Origin of the sequence: Pseudomonas sp. GL-RE-29, assembly GCF_019947275.1 — a bacterium.
In the GTDB taxonomy this organism is placed as follows: Bacteria; Pseudomonadota; Gammaproteobacteria; order Pseudomonadales; family Pseudomonadaceae; genus Aquipseudomonas; species Aquipseudomonas fluorescens_A.
The window spans coordinates 65078-87779 of record NZ_JAGYGD010000025.1 but is presented as its reverse complement, the minus strand read 5'-3'; the positions used below and the strand labels follow the sequence as shown (position 1 = coordinate 87779).

17 protein-coding genes and 1 pseudogene are annotated in these 22702 nt (G+C 54.0%); 8 read left to right on the top strand and 10 right to left on the bottom strand.

The window, feature by feature from the left end; all coding sequences use genetic code 11:
* Nucleotides 1-3: 3 nt before the first annotated feature.
* From KGB21_RS20200 to KGB21_RS20175, 6 genes are all read right to left on the bottom strand, one after another.
* A complete protein-coding gene (locus tag KGB21_RS20200; protein WP_223506513.1) occupies nucleotides 4-1977 on the bottom strand; it encodes a TniQ family protein in 1974 nt (657 codons plus the stop codon).
* Nucleotides 1974-2945, bottom strand: coding sequence for a TniB family NTP-binding protein (locus KGB21_RS20195; protein ID WP_223506512.1), 972 nt, complete (start codon nucleotides 2943-2945; stop codon nucleotides 1974-1976). The genes KGB21_RS20200 and KGB21_RS20195 overlap by 4 nt, the downstream gene beginning before the upstream one ends.
* The gene (locus KGB21_RS20190; RefSeq protein WP_223506511.1) at nucleotides 2942-4837 is read right to left on the bottom strand and encodes a DDE-type integrase/transposase/recombinase; all 1896 of its coding nucleotides are present in this window, start codon (nucleotides 4835-4837) and stop codon (nucleotides 2942-2944) included. Before KGB21_RS20190 ends, KGB21_RS20195 begins: the two co-directional genes overlap by 4 nt.
* A complete protein-coding gene (locus KGB21_RS20185) occupies nucleotides 4830-5492 on the bottom strand; it encodes a TnsA endonuclease N-terminal domain-containing protein (RefSeq protein ID WP_223506510.1) in 663 nt (220 codons plus the stop codon). Before KGB21_RS20185 ends, KGB21_RS20190 begins: the two co-directional genes overlap by 8 nt.
* A gap of 1267 nt (nucleotides 5493-6759) precedes the next feature.
* On the bottom strand, nucleotides 6760-7272 hold the full coding sequence (locus KGB21_RS20180) for a hypothetical protein (protein WP_223506509.1): 513 nt from the start codon (nucleotides 7270-7272) through the stop codon (nucleotides 6760-6762).
* Between the two features lie 812 nt (nucleotides 7273-8084).
* Nucleotides 8085-8864, bottom strand: coding sequence for a DNA-binding protein (locus KGB21_RS20175; RefSeq protein ID WP_223506508.1), 780 nt, complete (start codon nucleotides 8862-8864; stop codon nucleotides 8085-8087).
* 409 nt (nucleotides 8865-9273) lie between these two features.
* Here KGB21_RS20175 and KGB21_RS20170 point away from each other — a divergent pair.
* A pseudogene (locus KGB21_RS20170) lies at nucleotides 9274-11625 on the top strand (GAF domain-containing protein); the annotation flags it as partial.
* 164 nt (nucleotides 11626-11789) lie between these two features.
* Here KGB21_RS20170 and KGB21_RS20165 read toward each other — a convergent pair.
* A complete protein-coding gene (locus tag KGB21_RS20165; protein ID WP_317846736.1) occupies nucleotides 11790-12197 on the bottom strand; it encodes a helix-turn-helix transcriptional regulator in 408 nt (135 codons plus the stop codon).
* Between the two features lie 397 nt (nucleotides 12198-12594).
* Between KGB21_RS20165 and KGB21_RS20160 the strand changes: the two genes are divergently transcribed.
* From KGB21_RS20160 to KGB21_RS20130, 7 genes are all read left to right on the top strand, one after another.
* Nucleotides 12595-13587 carry an MBL fold metallo-hydrolase gene (locus tag KGB21_RS20160; RefSeq protein ID WP_223506507.1) on the top strand — a complete coding sequence of 331 codons (993 nt, stop codon included), beginning with the start codon at nucleotides 12595-12597 and terminating at the stop codon, nucleotides 13585-13587.
* Between the two features lie 84 nt (nucleotides 13588-13671).
* A complete protein-coding gene (locus tag KGB21_RS20155; protein ID WP_223506506.1) occupies nucleotides 13672-14691 on the top strand; it encodes an alpha/beta hydrolase in 1020 nt (339 codons plus the stop codon).
* A gap of 158 nt (nucleotides 14692-14849) precedes the next feature.
* Nucleotides 14850-15452 (top strand): NAD(P)H:quinone oxidoreductase, encoded by a 603-nt coding sequence (wrbA, locus tag KGB21_RS20150; RefSeq protein ID WP_223506505.1) that lies wholly within the window; start codon nucleotides 14850-14852, stop codon nucleotides 15450-15452.
* 563 nt (nucleotides 15453-16015) lie between these two features.
* A complete protein-coding gene (locus KGB21_RS20145; RefSeq protein WP_223506504.1) occupies nucleotides 16016-16327 on the top strand; it encodes a hypothetical protein in 312 nt (103 codons plus the stop codon).
* A 205-nt stretch (nucleotides 16328-16532) separates the two neighbouring features.
* The gene (locus tag KGB21_RS20140; RefSeq protein ID WP_223506503.1) at nucleotides 16533-17606 is read left to right on the top strand and encodes an NAD(P)/FAD-dependent oxidoreductase; all 1074 of its coding nucleotides are present in this window, start codon (nucleotides 16533-16535) and stop codon (nucleotides 17604-17606) included.
* 113 nt (nucleotides 17607-17719) lie between these two features.
* Entirely contained in the window at nucleotides 17720-18544 is an 825-nt protein-coding gene (locus KGB21_RS20135; protein WP_223506502.1) for an AraC family transcriptional regulator, read from the top strand.
* 72 nt (nucleotides 18545-18616) lie between these two features.
* Complete coding sequence (locus KGB21_RS20130) at nucleotides 18617-19003, top strand: cupin domain-containing protein (protein ID WP_223506501.1); 387 nt, start codon at nucleotides 18617-18619, stop codon at nucleotides 19001-19003.
* A gap of 543 nt (nucleotides 19004-19546) precedes the next feature.
* Here the strand turns inward: KGB21_RS20130 and KGB21_RS20125 are convergent.
* The 3 genes from KGB21_RS20125 to KGB21_RS20115 form a co-directional block, all read right to left on the bottom strand.
* Complete coding sequence (locus tag KGB21_RS20125) at nucleotides 19547-20839, bottom strand: MFS transporter (protein WP_223506500.1); 1293 nt, start codon at nucleotides 20837-20839, stop codon at nucleotides 19547-19549.
* 312 nt (nucleotides 20840-21151) lie between these two features.
* A complete protein-coding gene (locus KGB21_RS20120) occupies nucleotides 21152-21898 on the bottom strand; it encodes an SDR family NAD(P)-dependent oxidoreductase (protein ID WP_223506499.1) in 747 nt (248 codons plus the stop codon).
* Nucleotides 21899-21946: 48 nt separating this feature from the next.
* Nucleotides 21947-22696, bottom strand: coding sequence for an SDR family NAD(P)-dependent oxidoreductase (locus KGB21_RS20115; RefSeq protein ID WP_223506498.1), 750 nt, complete (start codon nucleotides 22694-22696; stop codon nucleotides 21947-21949).
* Between the last annotated feature and the right edge of the window lie 6 nt (nucleotides 22697-22702).

Genomic DNA, 22702 nt, shown 5'->3' with positions numbered 1-22702 from the left:
GTCTCACAATGAAGGCATAACCCATTGGTATATAAGTGGGGGATGTGGCAAGACCTGTTCAGTGGGGTGCGCAAGCAAGTTTTTGTCAGTGCTGGTTGTTGATTTGTAGTCGTTTTCTTTTCCTGTTTGTGAAATTGATTCTAGGTTGTAGATGTTATGTTTGTCGTAAAGTAGTTGAATATCTCCATTGGAGTAGGCTAGTGCGAAAGAGGGTCGAAGCTTTGACAGGTTAATTAGGCGAAAAGCCTCGTTGCGCCCGATTTTTAGTGCTTTAGTTATTTGTCCGATAGACAAGTGTTGCTGCAGGTGTATATTCATGAACTGAATGTGCGCCAGAGAGTAGCATGGGGTTTTATCAATAATGTCTGGTTTGATTAACCCTGTCAGAATAAATCGACGGTTTAAGCGGCGCTTAGTGATGTTTAAGAAGGTGGCCGCTTGATCGGTTGTGAAACCCGTAACTTGGCGTTCGACGGATGTAGGGAGGGAAGGAGTAAGTTCTTCGGTTGGTGCTGTGTTCGCCCAGGCTATCCTAAGTGTATTGTATACATGTCGAGGAGGTGGTAATGCTATTGGGAAGAGTGGAGCAGGTTTTTTTAATGCATCCTGCAGTTTTTTCCAGATAGAGTGGATTTTAGATTGCTCATAAACATGTGGTCCTAGTTTGTCGTGATGTATGATTACACCAAGTTGGTTGAGTTGGCGAGTCGTTTGTGTTTCTGTTGTGTTTAGTAGGTGAGAGAGTCTGCTGAGTAAAATATAAATTTTATTGAAATTCTCAATGGATGTTTTACTTATTAATATGGCATTCCCTTTTCCAGTTTTTTCGTTTTTAGGTCGATGCAAATAACCTAGCTCCGTAAGCTGTAGTATGGCAATGCTGTTGCAGTGAAGTAGCAAGGCGGCTTCCTGCATGGTTGAGTAGTTATTTGCGACTTTTTTAGCTTTAGATTCAATATGCTGTATGCGATCGAGCGCGCATCGAACCAGTCTGCAAATTGGAGTATGACATTGGTAGTAGGGCTGGCCTCTGCCGTAGCGATGTACTTCAAAGTGTTTAAGGTTGAAAATGTTTTGTGACCATTTTTTCCAGCCAGTCACAGAGTGTTTTATTTCGCGAAGCGTAAGTTCTACGTCAATACAGCATAGTTCTGTGTCGCATTTAGAGTTTTTAGTGGTTGGCTCTGTGATGAGTTCATTTGCGAGCTTAATTAGCAGTGGATGAGTTGAGCGCCATGGTGAAAGATGCATTGAGCGTGTGAAGCCTGGGTAATTTGCAAGTTGTACTGTAATCATTTTGGAGGCGTGCTTCCGAATTGCATCTATAAGAAAGCACGAATTTATTTCTTCGTTGGGCTTTCTGGATATCCAGATGTCCTCACAGATATGTGCGATGTAGGTCATTTGCGAAAGTTTGTGAATGTCAGAATTCGGGCCAAACGCCTGAAGGCGACCGGCTTCCATCATTGCGCCGTTTCGGCATTTTGAGTTGCGTCTGTCGAATCCGCATTTGCAAAAAAGAAGATTTGCATTGGTCCAGTGCTCACGCTCATGGCAATCAGGACAGTGTGTGACTATAAGTGTTTGATGCAGAGGACAGACAGGTAAATCCCGTACGTCTTGAAAAACGGTGATCAATTCGTTGCGCAAGCATTCGGGGCAGTACGCGAAGTGATGTGCAAACTGTGAGCGATTTAGGGAGATTTCATCGAGGATCCAGAGCGCAGCATCTGTATTTTTTACCGTATAGCTATTTGCCGAGAGCCGTTGCGCGAGATCCGGCGCTGTCATGGTTAACCTACTGAATAAGGGCGATTGCTCCGTTAATAAATCCAGTGCGTCTCTATGGTAGGGGACATTGAGGAACGCACACATAGTTCCAACAGTGGAATACCCATTGTGATACGCAGTCCGTATCAACACTCCCTTAGGGCTTTCCCATTGTTGGGGGATGCCCACGTAACATAGAGTGCTCATTTTTGCTGTACCAAAATCTTATTGGTTTTGGATTTTAATGTGCTATTCAGTTGTTTGGGTGTCATGCGGAAGTGATTCGGGGTGCAGCAAAACGCCAGGTCGTCGGCGGCCTCTGCGAAGTCGTTGATCGTTAAGCTATGGTCTCCCCTGAGGAGTGCTATTCGAAAGCTATCGTGCAGCAAATTACTCAGTCGCCTAAAGTTTCCTTCGGTGGCGAGATAAATAGCTTTATAGGGGTTGGGGTCGGTTAAGTGGATATAGTCTGTTAAACACCCTAATCTGATGACTTCCTGTTGTAAGGCGGCAAGCACACCCAGTAGTGTCGGTGTGCCTGACTCCTCAGCCAAAGGCAGCCACTGCAAGCGGGCACGATATGGAAAGCGGTCACTTAGTTCTTGAACTGTATTTATTGTGGCTTCAGCAGTATCGGAGCCAGAGATCAAAAATGGTATGCCGGATTTGTTCAGAAGTAAACTAATCCACTTGCACAATGACGCCTTGGTTTTAGATAACCCTTTTCCAGCTACATGGTGGAAATCGTCAAAAATTACCAGTCTTACCTCCATTGTGATGAGTCTCTCGATGATGAGGGTTTCCAAAACAGTGATGCTTTGATGGTCGCTGACATCCTCGCCGAGAATTTTGGCCATCACCATGGACAAGCTTTTTATCGTGGCAGATTCCGGTAGTTCGACATACACACAGGGTTTTATTGTTTTTTCGCAGTCTGCGCGTATAACTGTTTGGCTGTAACCCAGTTGCTTCTCAAGCTTTAAGCATAACCTGGTTTTTCCAACGCCAGTCGGACCGATCAACATGGCTGACGAGGGGTCTTTACGGTGGCGCGTAGAGTCGATACTTTTAGTAATGAGCCGCATGGCCTCCTGATAAGCTGGGTACCAAATCGTACAGGCAGCCAATTCTTCTAGTGCTTCATCAATATTGATGCCGTTGGGGGAGATGTTCATAGTCGGTCCACCTTGAAGGTGGGAATCTCACCGTTCCCGAACAACGTATCCTCCGGCACAATCATGTTTCTTAGGTTATCTAGGTCCATGTCTGTGAGAAGATTGGTGTTTTCACCTGACTTCGCATTTCTACGTAGCGCTCGAGACTCCTCGTACTCTTTGGCCATGCGGCGTCGAAGCAGTAATAACGCGACATCGGCTTCACTGTCGTCAAACTCTCGTCCTGCGGCGAGAAATTCTTTATGCAGCAAATCATGCTCTGTCAGGGTGAGGCCGTTTTGATACTTAGGGTTGGTGGCGTAGGCGCGTGCAGGTTGGCGTGGAGTGTCGGGGTGAGCGACCCAGATCTCGCCTAAATCTAACGGGTTGTAATAGCAAATCGCTAATTGTCCTTTTTTTAGTTTCGATCGGATTTCTTGCAGATCCGGTCCATACCAGCTTAAACATAAAAACTGTACTCGTCCGGCAGCGCTGATCGTTGCTGATTGAACAACTCGGCACAATGTATCCAGATCTTCTGCGGTAAATTTTTCCGGTGGAAGTTGGTTTTTTATTGCCCGCTCCCACGCCACCGTTGGCGGCATGTTTAGGGTGCGGTGTCTCTTTTTATGGTAGATATTCTCTATCCAATCCTCTGCGTGCCGATTCATACTGGCCATGGTAAACGCCGCTTCGCCTTCTGAGTTGTAGTACCGACGTTCGGCAGGACTAGACATAGTGGTGCCCGGCTGCTGATGCAACCACAGCTCAAATGTTTCAAAAAAACGTTCTATGCGGGCTCGCGCATTGGCGGTGTAGGGTGGACCTCGATTAAAAAGAATATTCAGTCGATCCAGAAAGTGCCGAATTGTCGCATTGACAAATTCAGCGCCATTATCGCTGTGCAGATAGATGGGCTTTCCCCGACGACGTTCTTCACCAGGCACTGCCTGCAATGCCTTTTTCAACGCGCGAATTGTTTTTTCTGCGCAGGGGTACGTTGTTGATAATTCCCAGCCGATGACACTTCTCGTTTTGATTTCAAAAATTACGGTCCACCAAAGAATTTTGCCCAACAGATTTCCCTTTTCATCGATAATGGCAATATCGAGAAGATGGTTGTCTATTTCTGCCAGTTCCAACAATTCCTGAGGTTCGTCGCTTAATTCACTTGAGTGGTGGTGTTTCTTTACATAATCCGTACCTTGACGGGCTTGATCACTCGTAAATTGACACAGTTTTTTTATCTTTCTCTGGATAGTAGACAGTGACGGTGTTTTCAGTAGTCGGGTGGAATAGCCCTCGCGAAGGCGGTTCATCAGAATAATCTGACCATGAATTAAACTATGAATAAAACTAGGTCTAGTAGGTGGTGTTATATCTTCATACTCTTGAGCAATAATTTCCCGAATAATAGCTTCGACCTTCGGTTCCAAGCGTTTGCCGCGTGGTAAGTAACTCTGTTCTTTCAGTAGGCAGAAGCGATCACAGTTGTGTTTTTTGTAGTGCGCGGTCCATTTATATAAAGAGTTATAGCAGGGCGGTGAGGGGTCGCCCATTTCAAGAGCAACCTGTTTAATCAGCTTCTTGGTGGCTTCTACGGGCAGTGCGCCGCCTAGTTGCTTGAGCGCGGCTTCGACGTAACGATATTTGCGCTGGGCGGCAATCACCTGCGGGTCTTGTGGGTTGAGAAAAGCTAAGGCATTGGAGCCTGCTCCCGGCGGACGGGCGTACTGCACAATAGTTTGATGAGACACCTCGCTCATCATTGCATCGACGGCCAGTGTTCGGGTGTACGGTCTCTCCAGATCCCTGAGCGTCACCAACTCCTCATCGACGTGAATAACCGCCATGATTCGGCCATTGACGAGGTATTGGCACCCAACGGTAGGCACATCTGGTGACTTACTCATGAGGCGGTGTCCAATCCACCATCAGGTCCAACGTCAAACGTTGGGTCAAGTCGGCAGTCAGTCGGCCCGTGAATAGGTTGTAACAGATTGTCCCGGTGTCGGGTGCCGCGCTGTCCTGGACCAGGTCGCCCAGCGTCATTGGCCACACACGCTGCTGCAGGTAGTGATAGAAATACATCTGCCGCTGTTCGTTGAAAGTATTCGAGCGGCTGTAGAGCGCTTGCAGGGTATGAAACATGGTTGACCCGGTAAGGCGTTGTTGGTCGCGGCGCTGAAAGGACCACCCCTCCTGGAAGCACAGCGCATGGAAGCTCTCCAGCTTGGTCAGGCGACTCTGCCGTTGCTTGGTGAAATCGTGCTTGACCTCAGTGAAGTAGCTATCCCCGTGCGTCAGCACCACGAGAAAATCCGGGGTATAGCGATAGCGCTGCCCCGCATCTATCCAGGTAAAGGTGTGAGGTTGTGTGTAGTACCTGACGACTTGGGGGGCAAACTCCAGCCAAATGCAGTACGCAGACTCCAATACCGAATGGCACTGCATCGAATGGCCATTTTTGCGGGACGGAAAGTCCACGAGAAAATTTTGCCGACGCCGCTGGCAGCAGGACCGCACGGGCCCATCGTCGAGGTCCATTGCCTTGGACGTGATGATCATCGTGCGACCTCCTCTAGTGATTCTGAGGGTCCCACCACAACGTGGTGGATGCGCATACAACTCGGCACTTTTTAGTGGGGCACTTTGTTCGTTCGTAAGTGGGACCTAAGTACCTCCAGCCATAACGGTCCGGCCATGCAGTAATTACCTCCCAAGCCGACGAAGCACTCGATATTTTTTTGAGCTTTTTCAGGTTGTCCGAACTGACGAAAGGGGAGTGTTTGGCCGACTTAGTGGCCTTCTCTTTTGGTCACGGGCTGAGAGTTCGACGTCAGAAGGAACTACTGAGGTCGATGTGGTGCACCGCCATGCTTATGAGCGAAGGAACGCGGTCCTTTCAGTCCATATGATCCAGCACTCGACAACTGATTCGTTGGGGGTGAAGTCTGCCCGTTCCGCGGGTAGTTGTTGAGGCCGGCGCGAGCTCGGCCAGGCCGGCCATTGGGATGATTCGCCAAGGCTTTTACCTTACCAATTACCCACTCGTACACCGCATACTTAGTGCAAATATGTACCCCGAGTACAAGGCGTGTCTGTGTATCGGACAGTATTACGATTTGCATAAGCCCATCCATAGCTCCGTCGACATGGATGTCGGGTGCCCATTTCGACAGCGATTCGACGCTGACCTTCATCCCGAGCGCACCCAGCAGGTAGCTGATCCACCGGTGTCCGTGATCACAAGAAAAATCCCCCGCGAACACGAAACTATCCCGACGAAACAAATTTAGGTTGGGGGGCGTGCTGGCCTGTTGAGAGGGATAGGGGCAGTGATGGAGGTTGGCCAGCGACAGCGTTGTTCGCAAAGGAAAGGCGTGGTGCCGAAGTACTTCATCGCGACCAGGTTGAGCGGCTGTCGGGTGCAGATAGCTCGATATAGGGTCCAGTAGGCGAGGCGAACCTAAAACAAATTCTGCACTGGCGCGACGTGCAGGCACTTCGCTTCGCAAACGATACCGATTGAGTATAGTGATCATGTTGGATAGTCCTCCCAGCGCGGTGCAGGCGTTTGCTGATCTCGGTGCGTTGTTAACATTACGCGAACTGATAACTGGGAAAGAACCCGGTCTGTTCGTCGAATTCGACCATGGCTTGAGCCTTCGCTTCATCAGTCATGTTTGGTCACTACGCTGGCGTAATCCGATGGGGTATCAGGATGGAATTGATACCGGCGGTTGCTGTCAGCCTCCAGAGCCACGGAAGGCGCGGGCAAACTCGGCCTCGAATTGAAATCGCCACGCTCCTCCGCGCGTCTCCGGGTTTTCAATTAGGTTTTGGTCTTCGCGCTGGCCAGTTCTCGTAATATCGCCACCCGCGCCTCGCGTGCCGCACTGAAGTTAGGTGATTGCTTTCTGGCTCTGAGCCGGACCTTGATCATTTCATGGCGGTGCAGGGTCAAACCATTCTGATAATCGGGATCAACCGCCGTGATTTCGAACAGTTCGTTTGGCGAACTGGGGTCGCAAACCCAGGCCTTGCCCAGCTCGGAAATGTCATACACCAGCCGCAGCGGCCTGGGTTTGCCGGGATACCGGGTGGCCAGATAATTCACTGCAGGGCCCGTCCAGCTGAGGCCTTTGAAGCGCAACCGGCCATTGTTGGGTTTTATGTAGGCGACACACAGCAGATGGGGATTAAGGTCTTCCTCACTGTACCTTTTTCGTTCGAAGGCAAGGGTATTGGCCTGGTCTTCTTCCCAGGCCTCTTGCGGGGATTTACCCAAGTCATTCTGGAAGCCTGGATGGTAGGCAGTCTGGAGCCAATCTTCGAAATTTTTCATGACGTCTTCCCGGGTAAGGGGGGTATTGGCTTCGGAGTCATAAGGATTCGCCGCCGGAAACGTTGTACCTGGCATGCAATGGGCGATGGATGTTCGTTCGTAAGCGGGACCTAGGTACCTCCGGCTATAACGGTCCAGTCATGTAGTAATTACCTTCCAGGACCAATGATGAGCTCGATATTTATTGAGCTTTTCGGATAACCCGATCTGATTGGAGGGGAGTGTGTGGGCGACTAAGTGCCCTCGTTCTTTTGCTCACGGGGCCGGTGACACACTTAAAAAGGGTTAAACGGTTAGCTTTGTAAAATATTACACCTACGTTATCTATCCGGTTCGGCGCCCGACGTTCGGTATTACTTGAAGAAATACAATAAGTTGGGTGGCTTGCAAGACAGTTAATCTACTGTTGTTGGCGATTTACTACGTAGCTCGTGGAGGTGTTGACACTTCGGGGATAGGTAATGGCACTGGTTGGTAGGGGCGACCTAACGGTTGAGTAGGCAGGTCAGTGCTGCTCGGCGTTTGATACCCGGGCCGGCGCTCCGTATCCGGTCGCGACTGGGTGGCTATGGCGGCATCGCTAAGTTGGTGTCGCGATATGAGTGAGGGTGCAGCTCTGTGGGAGAGGCCCGGTCAACGCTCGGGGGAAGACGTCATTGGAACGAGGCGGTGCGCCGCAGTCGGTGTCGCGCTGTGGGGGTGTCTGTTGATCACCCTCAGCAATGCCCGTGCAATACCTGAATGTGGGCTGCAGGCTTTTACTGACGGCTCGTCACGTTGCTCAAGCGACTGATGAGGTGGGCGGGCGGGGGTTATTGTTCCTTCATCATATTTTGCCGAGTGCTGAGTTGCTGCAGGAGCCGGGCATTTTCACGATTGAGCTCCAACAGCTCTGTTTGCATGCTCGAGAGTTGATCAGAGTTACGGCGTAGTTCTGCAGACAGATGCGCCACTTGTTGGGCGTGCTGCTGCACTAGGGTGTCCTGAATGTCCTGGCGCGCCAGGCGAAACTGTTCAAGGGTTTCAGTGGCATGCCGTTGCTCATTATGCAGTATTGCGATCTGCGTATGTTGTTCCTGCAACAGCCTGGTTAATTCTTCAGCACGTTGTTGCGCCAGCGATAGCTCCGAGGCTTGTTGGCTCAGTCGCACCAGGTCTTCTTCTCGCTGTTGCTGGGCGTAGTGCAGCCGCGTCTCCAGTGTCTCCAGGTTGCGCTGCTGCTCCTCCACGCGCTTTTGCGCACTTTGCCACTGTGCTTGCAGCTGATTGTTCTCTAGGGAAAATTGCGCCTGGGCTTGGGTTAATTGCTCCTCGGCCTCAGCGTGCAGTTGTTCGCTCAAGCTCAACACCAGCTGCGCCAGCGGCTCGCTGAGGCGTTCAAGCGTGGCCTTGGGTTTTTCTTCGAGCTCTTTCAGGTAGTGGGAGATGGTGGTGTAGGAGCCGGTATTGCCCAGTGCGATGCGCACCGCGTCGATGGTGGGGCGCTTGCCTTGGGCCAGCAGGGAGGTTTTGGCGTGCTGCACCAGTTGCTTGTTGATGCCTTCGCGCGCCATAACGCCTCCCCCAGTTTTTTGACCTGTATTACGTTGCATGTAATTACAGTGTACAAAGCCAGAAATCGAACGCTTGTTGGTCAGGGCTTTTGACCCGGGATAACTCGGGGTTATCCCGGGTCATGACCGTTCATCTGTGTTTTGCGCCTCGTCGACGGTATGGAGAGCAGTGCTGGCAGGATTATTAGCCACGAGACAGGGAGGAGTGCCGGGCGGGCTCGCGTCACGAAGGGCGGGCAGACTCCAGCGTCGTGTCACTGAGTTACATCCTTACATAATATAATACCGTGTTACAGCGAGTGCCAGAATCGGATTAGGGAATACCAGTATCAGGAGCAGGGTGTCACCCCCGTAATCATTTACCCAGGTTCGTGAGTTTGTCGGCGCACGCCGCATTGCTGATCTGGTGCAATTACCCAAGGCCAATGATCCGTCTGTCGAAGCGGCCATGGAGTTGCTCAGTACGTTGATTTCTTCGTTCTTCGTCGACGACGACATTCGTTTTCTGCATTTGGCAAAGATGGTCGAACTCACACTGCGGCATGGCACCACGCCAGGCAGCGGTTACGGTTTTGCCTGGTTTGGGGTGATGATTGCCGAGCGCTATGGCGAATATGTGGACGGGCAGGCCTTCGCCGAAGTGGCGCTTGAACTCACCGACAAGCACGGCTACGAAGCAGGGCGCACAGGCACGCTGGTGGCGCTCGATCAGGTCAGCCCGTGGACCCGACCAATGGCGTACGCTCGACAGAAGGCCTTCGCAGCATTCGAGAGCGGCCAGGCCGGCGGCGACCTGGGCATGTCCTGTTACGCCTGCAACCACATCGGTTCCGACCTGCTGTTCATGGGCGAACCCTTACAAGGGGTGTTGAACGAACTGGAGCATGGGTTGGCGTGGGTGCGGCAATTTCATTACATCGATATCGAGCGCATCCTGCTGGCGCAACAGGCTTTTGCCACCGATCTGCGGGACGGGCGCCCGCATCGGCCGTTCGCCGAACTGGATGGCATCGAACTTGACCGCTTCGGCCCTATCGACCGTACCCGTGTGTCGCAGCCGACGCTTTTCTGGTCGTGGCTGTATTCAGGCATGTCGGCGTTTTATTTTGGTGATATCCCTTATGCATTGAGACGTTTCGAAGAAGCCGCCGCGCTCGCCTGGTCCATTCCGGCGCATATCAATCTCGCCGATTACTACCTGTTCTACAGCCTGGCGCTGGGTAGTGCGCAAGCGCCGGGCGAGGTGGCGGAAAAACTGGAAACACTCGAGCGGCAACGCCTGCGGTTCCTGCCGTGGGTCGAACTCAACCCGATAACCTTCCGCAACAAACTGTTGCTGATCGAGGGGGACATTGCCTGTTTGCGCGGTCAGGAGCTGGTAGCTATCCGTTGTTTCGATCAGTCGCAGATCGCTGCGGCGGCGGCAGGTTTCATCCATGAGCAGGCGCTGGCCCATGAACAGCTGGCCGCTATCTGCCTGGCCAACGGGCTGGTGTCGGGCGCCAACCACCACCTGCGTGTCGCGCGCGATTGCTACAACCTGTGGGGCGCCAACAGCAAGGCACGCCTATTGGAAACCTTGCATCCGTTTCTGAGTGCGCAGCCATCGTTCGAACCGGTCCGGCCCATGACCCAGGTTCGCCTCGATCTTGAAGTGGGGATCGAAGCGGCGCGTGCACTGTCGCAGGAAGTTCTGCTCGAGCGCCTGGTCGAAACCCTGATGAATCACTTGATGATTCAGGCCGGCGCCGACAATGGCGTGCTAATGATGGTCAGCGGTGCCGACCTGCAACTGGCTGCGACGGCTTCGGTCGAAGCGAGCAATGTGCGGGTCACTCTGGCCTGCGCGCAACCGCTCGAACAGGTGGCGCCGGCCTCGGTGCTCAACGCCACGATGCGCACGCGCACGACCCTGTTGCTCGACGATGCCCGGGCCGATTGTCCCGAGGCCTACAGCACCGATCTGCAACAGCGCCAAGTGCGGTCGGTGTTATGCCTGCCGTTGCTCAAACAAGGCCTGTTGATCGGCCTGGTCTATCTGGAAAATAGCCTGGTCCCCAAACTGTTCAACGCCCAGCGCCTGACCATGCTGGAAATTCTCGCCTCTCAGGCCGCGGTGTCACTGCAAACCGCCAAGCTGTATGAAAAGCTGGTCGAGGATAACCGGCTACACGCGCAAATGGAGGCAGACTTGCGCAGTTCCCGCGCGGAACTGGCGCGTAGCTCGCATCTCAAGGTCATGGGCGAGCTTTCTGCTTCGATTGCCCATGAAATCAGCCAGCCGCTGCTGGGCATCGTGACCAATGCCTCGGCCAGCCTGCGGTGGCTCAAGCGTGATCTGCCCGATCTGGAGGAGGCGATTCAAGGGCTAGAAGACATTCGCTCGGACAGCGCCCGCGCCGCCGACATTGTCCAGGCGCTTCGCGTACTCGCCAAGCAAGCGCCGTTGCAGCGGTTGCCGGTACAAATCGATAGCTTGATCGCAGAGGTCGTGCGCTTGAGCGCCACCGATCTGGCTAACCGCAACGTGCGCCTGGAAACCCGGCTCGATGCGCAATGTCTGGATCCGGTCGACGAGGTGCAGATCCAGCAGGTTGCGTTCAACCTGATCACCAATGCGCTGGAGGCCATCTGCGGAGCAGAGTTGCCCAATGGATGCATCATCATCAGCTCAGCGGTGAAGGACGCTCATGTCGAGGTCTGTTTCCAGGACAACGGGCCCGGAATCGACGCACAACGGCGCGAGCAGATCTTCGATGCTTTCTTCACCACCAAAGGCAGCGGCATGGGAATGGGCCTGGCTATCTGCAGGTCGGTGATCGGCGCGCACGGTGGAACGCTGGTGGTCCAGGACAGTGATCGGGGGCCCGGATTTGCTTCAGCCTGCCACTGGCACCCGCCAGCGCTGGATAAAAAAGGCCGCATAAGCGGCCAAAGGGGAGGAGTTCGTTTTGTCGCCTTCGATCAGTTCACGGCGTGCAGTAGCTGCGTGCGCGACTGTCCCAAGCTGTCGACCAAGCTATCGCGAATTCTCCAGTGGGGTCTCTCCCGATCAATCACTGGTGACGGGGTAGGGTGGCTCTTTGCAAGAGCAAAGGCCCGGCGCCATGCCTTGGGTGTTATCCCTTCCAGACGGCTGAGGGTGCGGGTGAAATGCGAGTGGTCCGAGAAACCGCATTCATAGACGACATCGGTGATCGGCATCGTGGTAATGAGCAGGCTTTTGGCTTTTTCGATTTTCATCATCACTAGCCAGCCTTGCGGCGAGTGGCCGGTAACCTTTTTGAACGCCCGGGAAAAATGGCTACGGGACAGGTTGCAGTGTTCGGCAATGTCGCTGATGCGCACGCAGCTGCCCAAGTCACGCAGCATCAGCTCCTTGGCCCGGCGTTCCTGCCAGCTGGACAGGGCGCCCAACGGCCGTACAACTAAAGGGCCTGGATGTTTCGTATTCACCGATTGCGGGTTCATGGTAGCTCTCCTTATCGTTCAGGAAAGTCTGTCCGCCGGCGACATTTAAAGTCCTTAAGCAAACCTTAAGAGTTATGAAGCGAGCCTCGTCACAGGCGTTGAACAGCACACCGCTATAGGCGGTTGAACCGTTGCAGATTTTCGACAGATCGGATGATCAACGTCCATTCATATGCAGTGTCATACCCCTGCGCTAAATCAGCACATCGCTGCAATTTTCACGGTGTTGGGCTGGTGCATGATCGAATTTACTCGGCTGACGTGATTAGCCGTTTTCTGACTCGATCAAAGGTGAGGCATGAAGCATTCTCTGGTTTGCACACTGCGTGGATTAAGCTTGGCATTCGTACTGACATCGGTTGGCGCCCAGGCTCAGGCGCCGATTCAGGCCACTCAGGTCCCAGGCTACTACCGGTTGGCGGTGGGGGATTACGAAGTGACGGCGCTGTTCGACGGTTACAACGATCTTTCACCGAAGCTGCTGAAGGGCATGAGCCAGAGTCAGATCCGCGCGCTGCTCGCCCGTCGTGCGATTGAAGCACCGGGCGTGCAAACGGCGTTCAACGCCTTCCTGGTCAATACTGGGAAACAACTGATCCTGGTCGACACCGGGGCAGGGCAGTGCATCGGTGCAACCGCCGGCCAGCTCTCGGCCAACATGCAGGCCGCCGGTTACAAACCGGAGCAGGTCGATGCCATCCTGCTTACGCACTTGCATCTGGATCATGTCTGCGGTCTGGTGGATGGTCAGCAGCAGCCGATCTTCGCCAATGCCTCGGTGTATGCCGCCAAGGCCGAAGCCGATTACTGGCTAGACCCGCAGGCGCTGGCCAAAGCTCCGGAGGCAGCCAAAGGCTTCTTCAAGATCGCGCAGGACTCCACCGCACCTTACATCGCCGCGGGGCGCTTCAAAACCTTCGCCCCGGGTCAGTCGCCGTTGCCGGGTGTGGTCGAGGCTCAACTGGAGAGCGGACACACGCCCGGCAGCAGCACGTACCGCTTCACCTCCCAGGGGCAGAGCATCCTGTTCATGGGGGACCTGGTGCACAACCTCGCCGTGCAATTCCTGCACCCGGAGGTGTCGATCGGGTTCGACGTTAACAATCAGCAAGCCATCAAGAGTCGCAATCAGGTCTTCAGTGCCGCTGCCGCGAGCAAGACCTGGGTGACGGCCGCGCACTTGCCGTTCCCCGGTATTGGTCATATCAGCGCCGTGGACAAGCATTTCGAGTGGGTGCCGGTGGAATACGGGCCGTACAAACGAGCGGCCAACGTTCCGCTGATCGAGTAACGCCCGCTGTACCTGCGCCTGACTCAACAACTTGTCGGCGCTGTTTCTAGATATTCAAACTCAAATAACTAAAAAGGATTACTCATGGACTTCATTCAGAAAACGCTGGCCATCACCCTTCTGGCTCTTTCCATAGACCATGCCATTGCCGCAGGCAGTCCGGGCGTCGAACACAATACCCAGGCCTTCCTTGATGCCCTGGCGGCCGGTGGCGGAAAACCGCTGGAGCAACTGAGCCCGAAGGACGCACGTGCGGTTCTGACCGGTGCACAGGCCTCGGTGAAGGTTGATCTGTCTGGCGTCGAAGTGAGCGATCGCTCAATCCAAGCGGGGGAGTTAAGCATCAAGCTGAAAATCGTCCGTCCGGCCAAGGTCAAAGGTGAGTTGCCAGTCTTCATTTTTTTCCACGGTGGCGGCTGGGTCTTGGGCGACTTCCCAACTCACCAACGCCTGATTCGCGACCTGGTTGTGGGCTCCGGCGCCGTCGCGGTGTACGTCGATTACACGCCGTCCCCAGAGGCGCAGTACCCGACTGCGATCAATCAGGCCTATGCCGCGACCCGTTGGGTGGCAGAGCATGGCAAGGACATCGGTGTCGACGGAAAGCGGCTGGCGGTAGCGGGCAACAGTGTTGGCGGTAACATGGCGGCGGTCGTGGCGTTGATGGCCAAGGAGCAACAAGCCCCGGCCCTGCGCTTTCAGTTACTGATGTGGCCGGTGACCAACGCCGGGTTCGACAATGGCTCGTATCAGCAATTTGCCGAGGGCCACTTCCTGACGAAGGGCATGATGCAGTGGTTCTGGGACAACTACACCACCAACCCGGCGGAGCGCGCACAGATCCATGCCTCGCCGCTCAACGCCAGTGCCGAACAGCTTAAGGGCCTGCCGGCAGCCCTGGTGCAAACAGCCGAGTTCGACGTGTTGCGTGATGAAGGCGAAGGTTATGCCCGCCACCTGGATGCGGCCGGGGTGCCGGTCACCTCAGTGCGCTACAACGGCATGATCCATGACTTCGGCTTGCTCAATCCGCTGAACTCGATTCCCGAGGTCAAGGCTGCGGTGCGTCAGGCAGCACTTGAGCTCAAAACGCATCTGAACTGAGCCCCAAAAATGGAGCCTGCCGTGCGGCAGGCTTCTCATTGATCTGGCCTCACTCAATACATTCAACGCTTCCGAAGGCCACTGACCGCATTGTTGTCTGGACCGTCCAAGTAACGGTTAGCAATGCATTTCGAATGCCACCTGATGAGTAAGAAAAAATGACGAAATTACTGGTTCTCTATTATTCAATGTACGGACACATCGAAACCTTGGCGCAAGCTGTCGCTGAAGGTGCTCGCAAAGTTCCGGGTGTTGAGGTCACGCTCAAACGTGTTCCGGAAACCATGGATCCCGAGATCTTCAAAGCAGTACACGGCAAGACAGGGCAACAAGCCGCAGTCGCTTCGCCAAGCGAGTTAGGTGACTATGACGCGATCATTTTTGGTACGCCAACCCGCTTTGGCAATATGGCCGGTCAGATGCGAACGTTCCTGGATCAGACCGGCGGGCTTTGGGCCAAAGGTGTCCTGATCGGCAAGGTTGCCAGCGTTTTTACCTCAACAGGTACTGGCGGCGGTCAAGAATCCACGATTACATCCACCTGGACGACCCTGGCGCATCACGGCATGGTTATCGTGCCGATTGGCTATAGCGATCCGGCACTTTTCGATATTTCTCAAGGTGGCGGCGGCACACCTTATGGCGCGTCAACCATTGCCGGCGCTGACGGCTCACGTCAGCCAGATGCCCGCGAAATGGGAATTGCCCGACACCAAGGGGAGTATGTGGCGAAGATCGCCGCAAAACTCGTTGGGGCTTGAATGACATTGTCAAAACCCGACTGAAAAGTGGTGATAACGCCCATCAGCCTAAAAGCCCAGCCCCGCTGGGCTTTTCATAGGTCACGCTCACGTTCGCTCGAAAAGCACCTTTGGTATTGGGGATGTTGATGTCCACCACCATGGTCGCCTGCAATTATGTCGATGCTGATTGGATGATCGTGGCAATCAGGGCACAGGCCTATTTCGGTGTCCCTTCCAAATAGAGGTCGCAGAATAAGTGTCGACTGTCCGCGTCACTTCCACTCGAATGGAAGCATGTCTGTCAGATTGTCGATGCCTGTCCCGGCTGGCGCTGAAAAAGAACCGTGATCGTACTTAGTGACCAGGCCGGTGTCGGTAATGGAGGTTGAGTCAATAGGGAGTGACTGCTAATGGGCCGATTCTTGCCTGTCGTCACTGCTATCGTTGGGTCGAAAGATGCCTGTCAGGTGGGGCTGTAACCGCCTTGAGCAAACACTGTGGCATGCATCGAACGGTTCAGTAGGTCCGGCTCGCAAGCTGTATGCTGAGGTCTTGATTCAATATATAGGTAGAGGCCAGCAATGAAGATCACGGGAAAAGTCGAGATCGAGACAATCATTGACGTCTTGTGTGATGCATGCAGCAGTTCCACGCGTTCTGAGAATGGCGGACTTCAATACGCCAGCCTCCAAGCTCATTGGGGTTATGGCACTAAACATGACGGCGAACGATATGAGTTGCAACTCTGTGAGGACTGCTTCTTCAAGACCATTGCTTACCTAAAGCAGGAACGGCGGACCGAGAATTTTTTCAGCGACAAAGCTGCTGACGCCGCTGATGATTTTGGCTTGGTCGCAAGGAATGATTTCTTCGGAGACGAGGGGAGTCGTTAGGCGTCGATTGTTTATCCGTCTACGCACCGATCCCGAACAACAGGCGCTTATGGAAAGCGTCTGTTCTTGGCCATTTCTGTCCATCACGGGAGGCAGAAAACGGCCAATAAAAGACACTCAAAGAGCGTCATGAACGATCAGGTTCTCAGCTCATGAAATCATCCAGCTGTCGTATCATCGTCTTATCGACAGATCGGAGGTTGATATGGGAAATGGTCAGGGCGAAAGGGTCATTGTCATTGGTGCAGGCATCGTTGGCGCGTCATTGGCGTATCACTTGGCAGGTAAAGGCGCGAACGTCACCTTAGTGGAAGCTGAAGATATAGCTTCAGGAGTGACTGGCAGTTCATTCGCTTGGCTTAATGCTTCACACCCCGAACCTGACCCAATTGCGCAACTGCGCGGTTCTGCCATCAAAGAGTACCGCCGACTCGAAACGCAGCTGCCTGGTCTGGAGATAAGATGGACAGGTGCCTTGTCTTACAGCGCCATGGCGATTGAAGGGCTGCCGATCTCAGGTCATCAAGCTTCGGCAAAACTGGTGTCTCGATCGCAGATTCTCGACCTTGAACCAAATATCAAGAAACCTCCCCAGTCCGCTCTATATAAGCCTGAAGAAGGAGCGCTGGACGCAGTCGCGGCTACGCATGCGTTGATCGCAGGTGCCGAGGCATATGGGGCGAAGATTCTCACTCAGACGCGAGTGCTCGGTTTTGTTACCCAGAGCGCAACGGTGATAGGAGTCGAAACAACAATAGGTGTCATCGATGCCGATATTGTCGTATTGGCAGCGGGGACAGGCACCACGAAGCTGACAGACATACTCGGAATGTCCTTGCCAATAGAGGCCTCGCCTGCCATTTTCATCCGTTACAAGTCACAACCCAACCTCGTGCACACCCTCATATCCAGCCCTGAAATGGAAGTGCGGCAAAGTTCGGATTGTGAGTTGCTCGCGGCGGAAGATTATCTGGACGATGCCGTGGAAAATCAGCCGGCAGCGATAGCGCTTCGAACTGCTAAGACAATCCAGAACGAACTCCATGGTGTTGTTTCCATAGATCCGGAATGGGCTTGTGTCGGACTCAGGCCCATGCCTGGGGATGGCATCCCCATCATCGGTTATCTTCCCAATGTGGGTGGCGTCTACGTTTGTGCAATGCATCCTGGAATTACTTTGGCGGCGATAGTGGGACGTCTGGCGAGTGAGGAGATCATCGATAAGAAGGCGTCCATTGCCCTTCGCCCATGCCGGCCCGATCGATTTTTGGAGGCGTAGGAGACCCCTCTTGTGGGCAGCAATCGGCAAAAACAGCCATCTGAATAACCGTGCTTGTATATTCCCGACAGGCAGATTTCACTGCCCCTGCGAGAACACGGAGAAGTACATTCTTGGATCAGAAAAATGGCCATCGTGCCAACGCCGACTGGGTAATCCGCAGTGTTCAACCTGGTGGGATCGAACGTATCGAAGCGTGGTTCGGTAGCCACGGCTACGATCCGCATCGACACGACACCTACTCGATTGGTCGTACATTGGCGGGCGTACAGAGCTTTCACTATGGAGGATCGCTGCGCCACGGAGTTCCCGGCAATACGCTCGTGCTTCACCCTGACGAACTTCACGACGGTATGGCTGGCACCGATGCTGGATTTCGTTATCGAATGGCCTACGTTGATCCGGCATTAATCCAGAACGTTTTGGGCGGAGAACCGCTGCCCTTTATCATTGGGGGGCTTTCGAGCGATCCGCGTTTGTACCACGCCAGTGAAGCATTCGTGCAAGCGGTGAACCATCCACTGGAGCCTCTGGAGGAACAGGACGCGCTGTATGACCTGGCGATTGCGTTGCGTGCGGTCGGGGGCAAGCCGCGAGGGCGCAAGCGTCTGGATTACCGCGCAGCCGAGCGTGCCAGAGCATTCATTTTCGAACACTTGCACTCATGCATTACGCTGGAAATGCTGGAGAATGCTAGCGGGCGTGAGCGCTGGAGCCTGTCACGCGATTTCCGGACGCTTTACGGTACGAGTCCGTACCGGTTTGTCACCCTGCGCCGTCTGGATCGGTTCCGTGCATTGGTGCTGGACGGTTTCACCTTGGTAGATGCCGCTCTCGCTGCGGGTTTCCACGATCAAAGTCATATGACGCGACATTTTACGCGATGCTACGGTGCCCCACCCATGCGTTGGCTGGAACGATTGCGGGCCGCACGCTGACTTGCAGGATCGTACAAGAACGCCCGACTCATGGCTCGATAGGCTGACGACTCCAACGATAGAGGAACCGTCATGTCTGAATCACGTCACCCACAAGCATCACTCCCGGTAAACCTGGTGCATAAGGCTTCGCTTATCGAACAACAATGGAGCCCCAGGGTTGTTGCGGAAATGAATGACTATCAGTTTAAAGTTGTGCGAATCGAAGGAGAATTCATCTGGCATTCACACCCCGAGACCGACGAGGCATTTCTTGTACTGGAAGGCACCTTGCGCATTGACCTGCCGGATGGCTGCGTCCATGTAAGTCCGGGCGAACTCTATGTGGTGCCGCGCGGCGTAGAACATAGAACTGCTGCACAAGGTGAAGCAAAACTGATGATGATCGAGCCTCGAGGCATTTTGAACACGGGCCATGAAGATGGCGAAAGAACTGCTTTGAACGATGTCTGGATATAGTTCAGCGCCTTCGTGCATGATGCCGACGCTGGCCGAAAGCAGATGATCGCGGATGACTGCTATTGGGCCGTTTTCTGCCAGTCGAGAGAGGCAGAGAACGACCCAGAGTGTGTAAAAACGCTTTGTCAAAATTGAAGTTTGTGCATCTATGCGAAATCTGAAAATTATCGGCTGCTCAGCCGATCTAGATTTTGCGTAGAAACGTGATTTTCACGTCCAACATTGGGCTCCAATCGCGCTGAAAAACGTTTTTACACCGCCTCGACCCGTAGTGGTCGCCTTGAAAGCCTCTGAGGTTCTGCGACAGTGCAGTTGTATCAAGCAGCGCCATTGCAGCCCGCTTCTTCATTCAGACTTATCCACTCTTCGCAGTGTGTATCGAGATCGACAGTTGCGTGGATCTGAAACCCGAAGGCTCTAGAGTCGCGTCATAGAGCATTGTGATCTTTCGGCTGGCCCAACGCAGTTGGGGTGTGTGGCACGGTGGTTTGCCAGCTCAACGAAAATCGCATTGATTGAGCTGGCAGCCTTCGCTAGCGAATTTTAAGCGGTAGCGAATTCAGAAGCAGGTTTCTTCTGCCTGATGGTCATGATGATTGCCGCAGCAAACAAGCACAATACACCAGCTGTGAAAAACGCTGGTAGGTAGCTAAGCAGATTTACTCGGGACCACCCAGCTCCGTAAGCAGCTACCGCAGCACCAATTTGGTGGCCTGCGAATACCCATCCGAACACCAAACCAGCACGCTCTGGCCCGAACTTGTTGACGGCGAGGCGAACTGTGGGTGGCACGGGGGCAATCCAGTCGAGTCCGTAGAATATAGCGAAGACGGACAAACCGAAGATCGTGAAGTCTGAATACGGTAGTGCGATCAGCGATAGGCCGCGCAATCCGTAGTACCAAAACAGCAGGTGCCGGCTGTCGTAACGGTCTGAAAGCCATCCTGAGAGAACAGTGCCAATCAGGTCAAACACCCCCATGGCTGCAAGCAGCCCCGAAGCTTGGATCTGGTTAATACCGAAGTCGCCGCACAGCGGAATCAGATGGACTTGAACCAAACCAGCGGTACTCGCGCCACAGATAAAAAAGGTGGCGAATAGAACCCAGAAGACACGCGTTTTGGATGCATCACGCAGCGTATGCAAAGTCGCCATAAACACTGACTCGCCACTTGCGACAGGCTCAACGATTGGACCAGTGTTCGTGTCGCCGTATGGTCGCAGTCCTAGATCGCTCGGACGGTCGCGCATGAACATGAGCACTGCGAACGCCGCCAGGGCAAGCAGCGTAGAGAGCAAAACGAGCGCCCAACGCCAGCCATAATGTTCGGTAACGCTTGCGAGCAGCGGCATGAAAACAAGCTGGCCTGTGGCGTTACTCGCGGTCAACACACCGATCACAAGACCTCTGCGCTGGTCGAACCAACGCGATGACACGACAGCCCCCAGTACCAAGGCGGTCATGCCTGCGCCTACACCAACACCTACTCCCCATAATGCAATTAACTGCCAGACCTGCGTCATATTGAGCGACACAAGAAGACAGGTCATTATCAAGGTGATAGCTACAACCGTGACATTGCGCGGCCCATATTTGCTCATTAATGCAGCCGCGAACGGAGCCGTCAGTCCAAATAAGACAAATCGAATCGAAAGTGCTGATGAGATGTCCGTAGTGTTCCAGCCAAATTCCATCTGCATGGGGACGATGAAAATGCCGGGCGCACCTACCGCTGCTGCACTTACCAGGGCAGCCATAAATGTTACGGCGATCATGGCCCAGGCATAGTGGGATCCTCGTCGCGCGAGGAGGTTGGAGAGCCATTCTGAAAGCATAGGTACCCCTTAAATTTTCACTTGGAGATTAGAAAGAGAACTGTCAGGTGGCTTGGTTTGATTGAAAGCAATCCCGTTAATGGCCCGAGCGGGACCTTATTGCCGAAATTCTTTCTTATAAGCGCGAGCGATCCGTCCCTGATACTTCAGTAACTAGTGCGAGAGGTGGGATAGGATCTGCAAGGTCGCTGAAAACCCAGGAGCCTGAAGGCAACTCGGCGGAAGCAGCCGCCGATGAAGCGGCGCCTCCAAGCCTTTTACTCTTCCAGAGCAAATATTTGCCTAGCCCATACGGGATTGGCCGATAGCACTCTAGATTTGTGTGAAGCCGCCATCCACGAACATTTCCGAGCCCGTAGTGAAGCTACTGTCGTCGGAAAGTAGGAAAACGGCTGCTTTGGCGATTTCTTCAGAACGGGCCATTCGACCTAGTGGAATGGTCGATGCAATCCGGGTCTTGATCTGAGCGGTCTGCTCGGCTCCTCCCGGTGAATCGAATGCGGGAGTATCGGTGGGGCCAGGACTAATCGCGTTAACACGGATGTTACGAGACTTGAGGTCATTGGCCCACGACCGTGCAAATGATCGAACCGCCGCCTTCGAAGCTCCGTAGATGCTTCGACCTGGGTTGCCTTTTGACCCAGCAACGGATGCCATCAGCAGAACGGAAGCGCCGTCCGACAACAACGGTAAAGCGCCCTGTACGGTAAACAAAGTGCCGCGCACGTTCACGTCAAAAACACGATTGTACTGCTCGATGTTGATCGCACCCAACGGCGCGCTGGCTTGAGCTGCCGCATTGGCAAATACCATGTCGAGCCGGCCTTTCTCTTCGGTGATGAGTTTAAACAACCGATCCACGTCATCAAGATTACTCGTGTCGCCCTGGACCCCTGTCACATTGCGACCGATCGAACGGACAGCTTCATCCAGATTAGCCTGGCGACGACCCGTGATGAATACGTGCGCGCCTTCTTCGACCAGCAAGCGTGCTGTCGCCAAACCAATGCCAGAGGTGCCACCGGTGACGAGTGCAATTTTCCCTTCAAGTTTTTTCATGCTGTATTCCCCAGTAATTTCAGCCGAGCCATCCGCGTGCTGCGGCGACTAGATGTTGTAGCCGCCATCGGCATCGATGATCGTGCCAGTGATGTAGGACGCGGCAGGGCTAGCTAGAAAGAGAATGGGTGCAACGACTTCTTCCAGTCGGCCAAATCGCGGGAAACACAAGCGCTCTACCAACGGCGCCAAAGCGTCGCGCAGATGCGCGTTGAGGTCGGTTTTCATAAACCCAGCGTGCACCACGTTGACGGTAATGTTGCGCTCGGCCAAGTCACGGGCGACCCCTCTGGAATAGCCATCGATGGCTGCACGCAATGCCGCGAGATCGGCGATACCCGACATGCCAGGTCGGTTGCCCAGATTAGAACCGATCATCACGATTCGTCCCTGGTCGCTAAGTACTTTGGACGCCGCACGCACAGTGGCCATGAACCCCGAAAGCGTAACGGCCCAGAAGCGATCGAATGCTTCGGCGTCGCGGGCGGGATCATCGACTCTACCCAGTTGATCGATGGAGGCGTTGTTGATGAGGATGTCGATACGGCCGAACTTGGCCATTACTCGATCAATGAGCGATTGCGCGGCGTCGACGTCCGCCTGATCCGCTTGAAATGCTTCGCCTCGCACGCCTTTAGCGGTGACGTACTCGATCACGTTGAGTGCCTGCTCTTCGGCGAACACGTAACTGATGGCTACGTCTGCGCCTTGCTCGGCGAGGGCCTTGGCGGTCGCGGCGCCTAAGCCGCGCGACCCGCCAGTTACCAAGGCGACTTTGCCGGTAAATAATTTTGTCATGCTGAA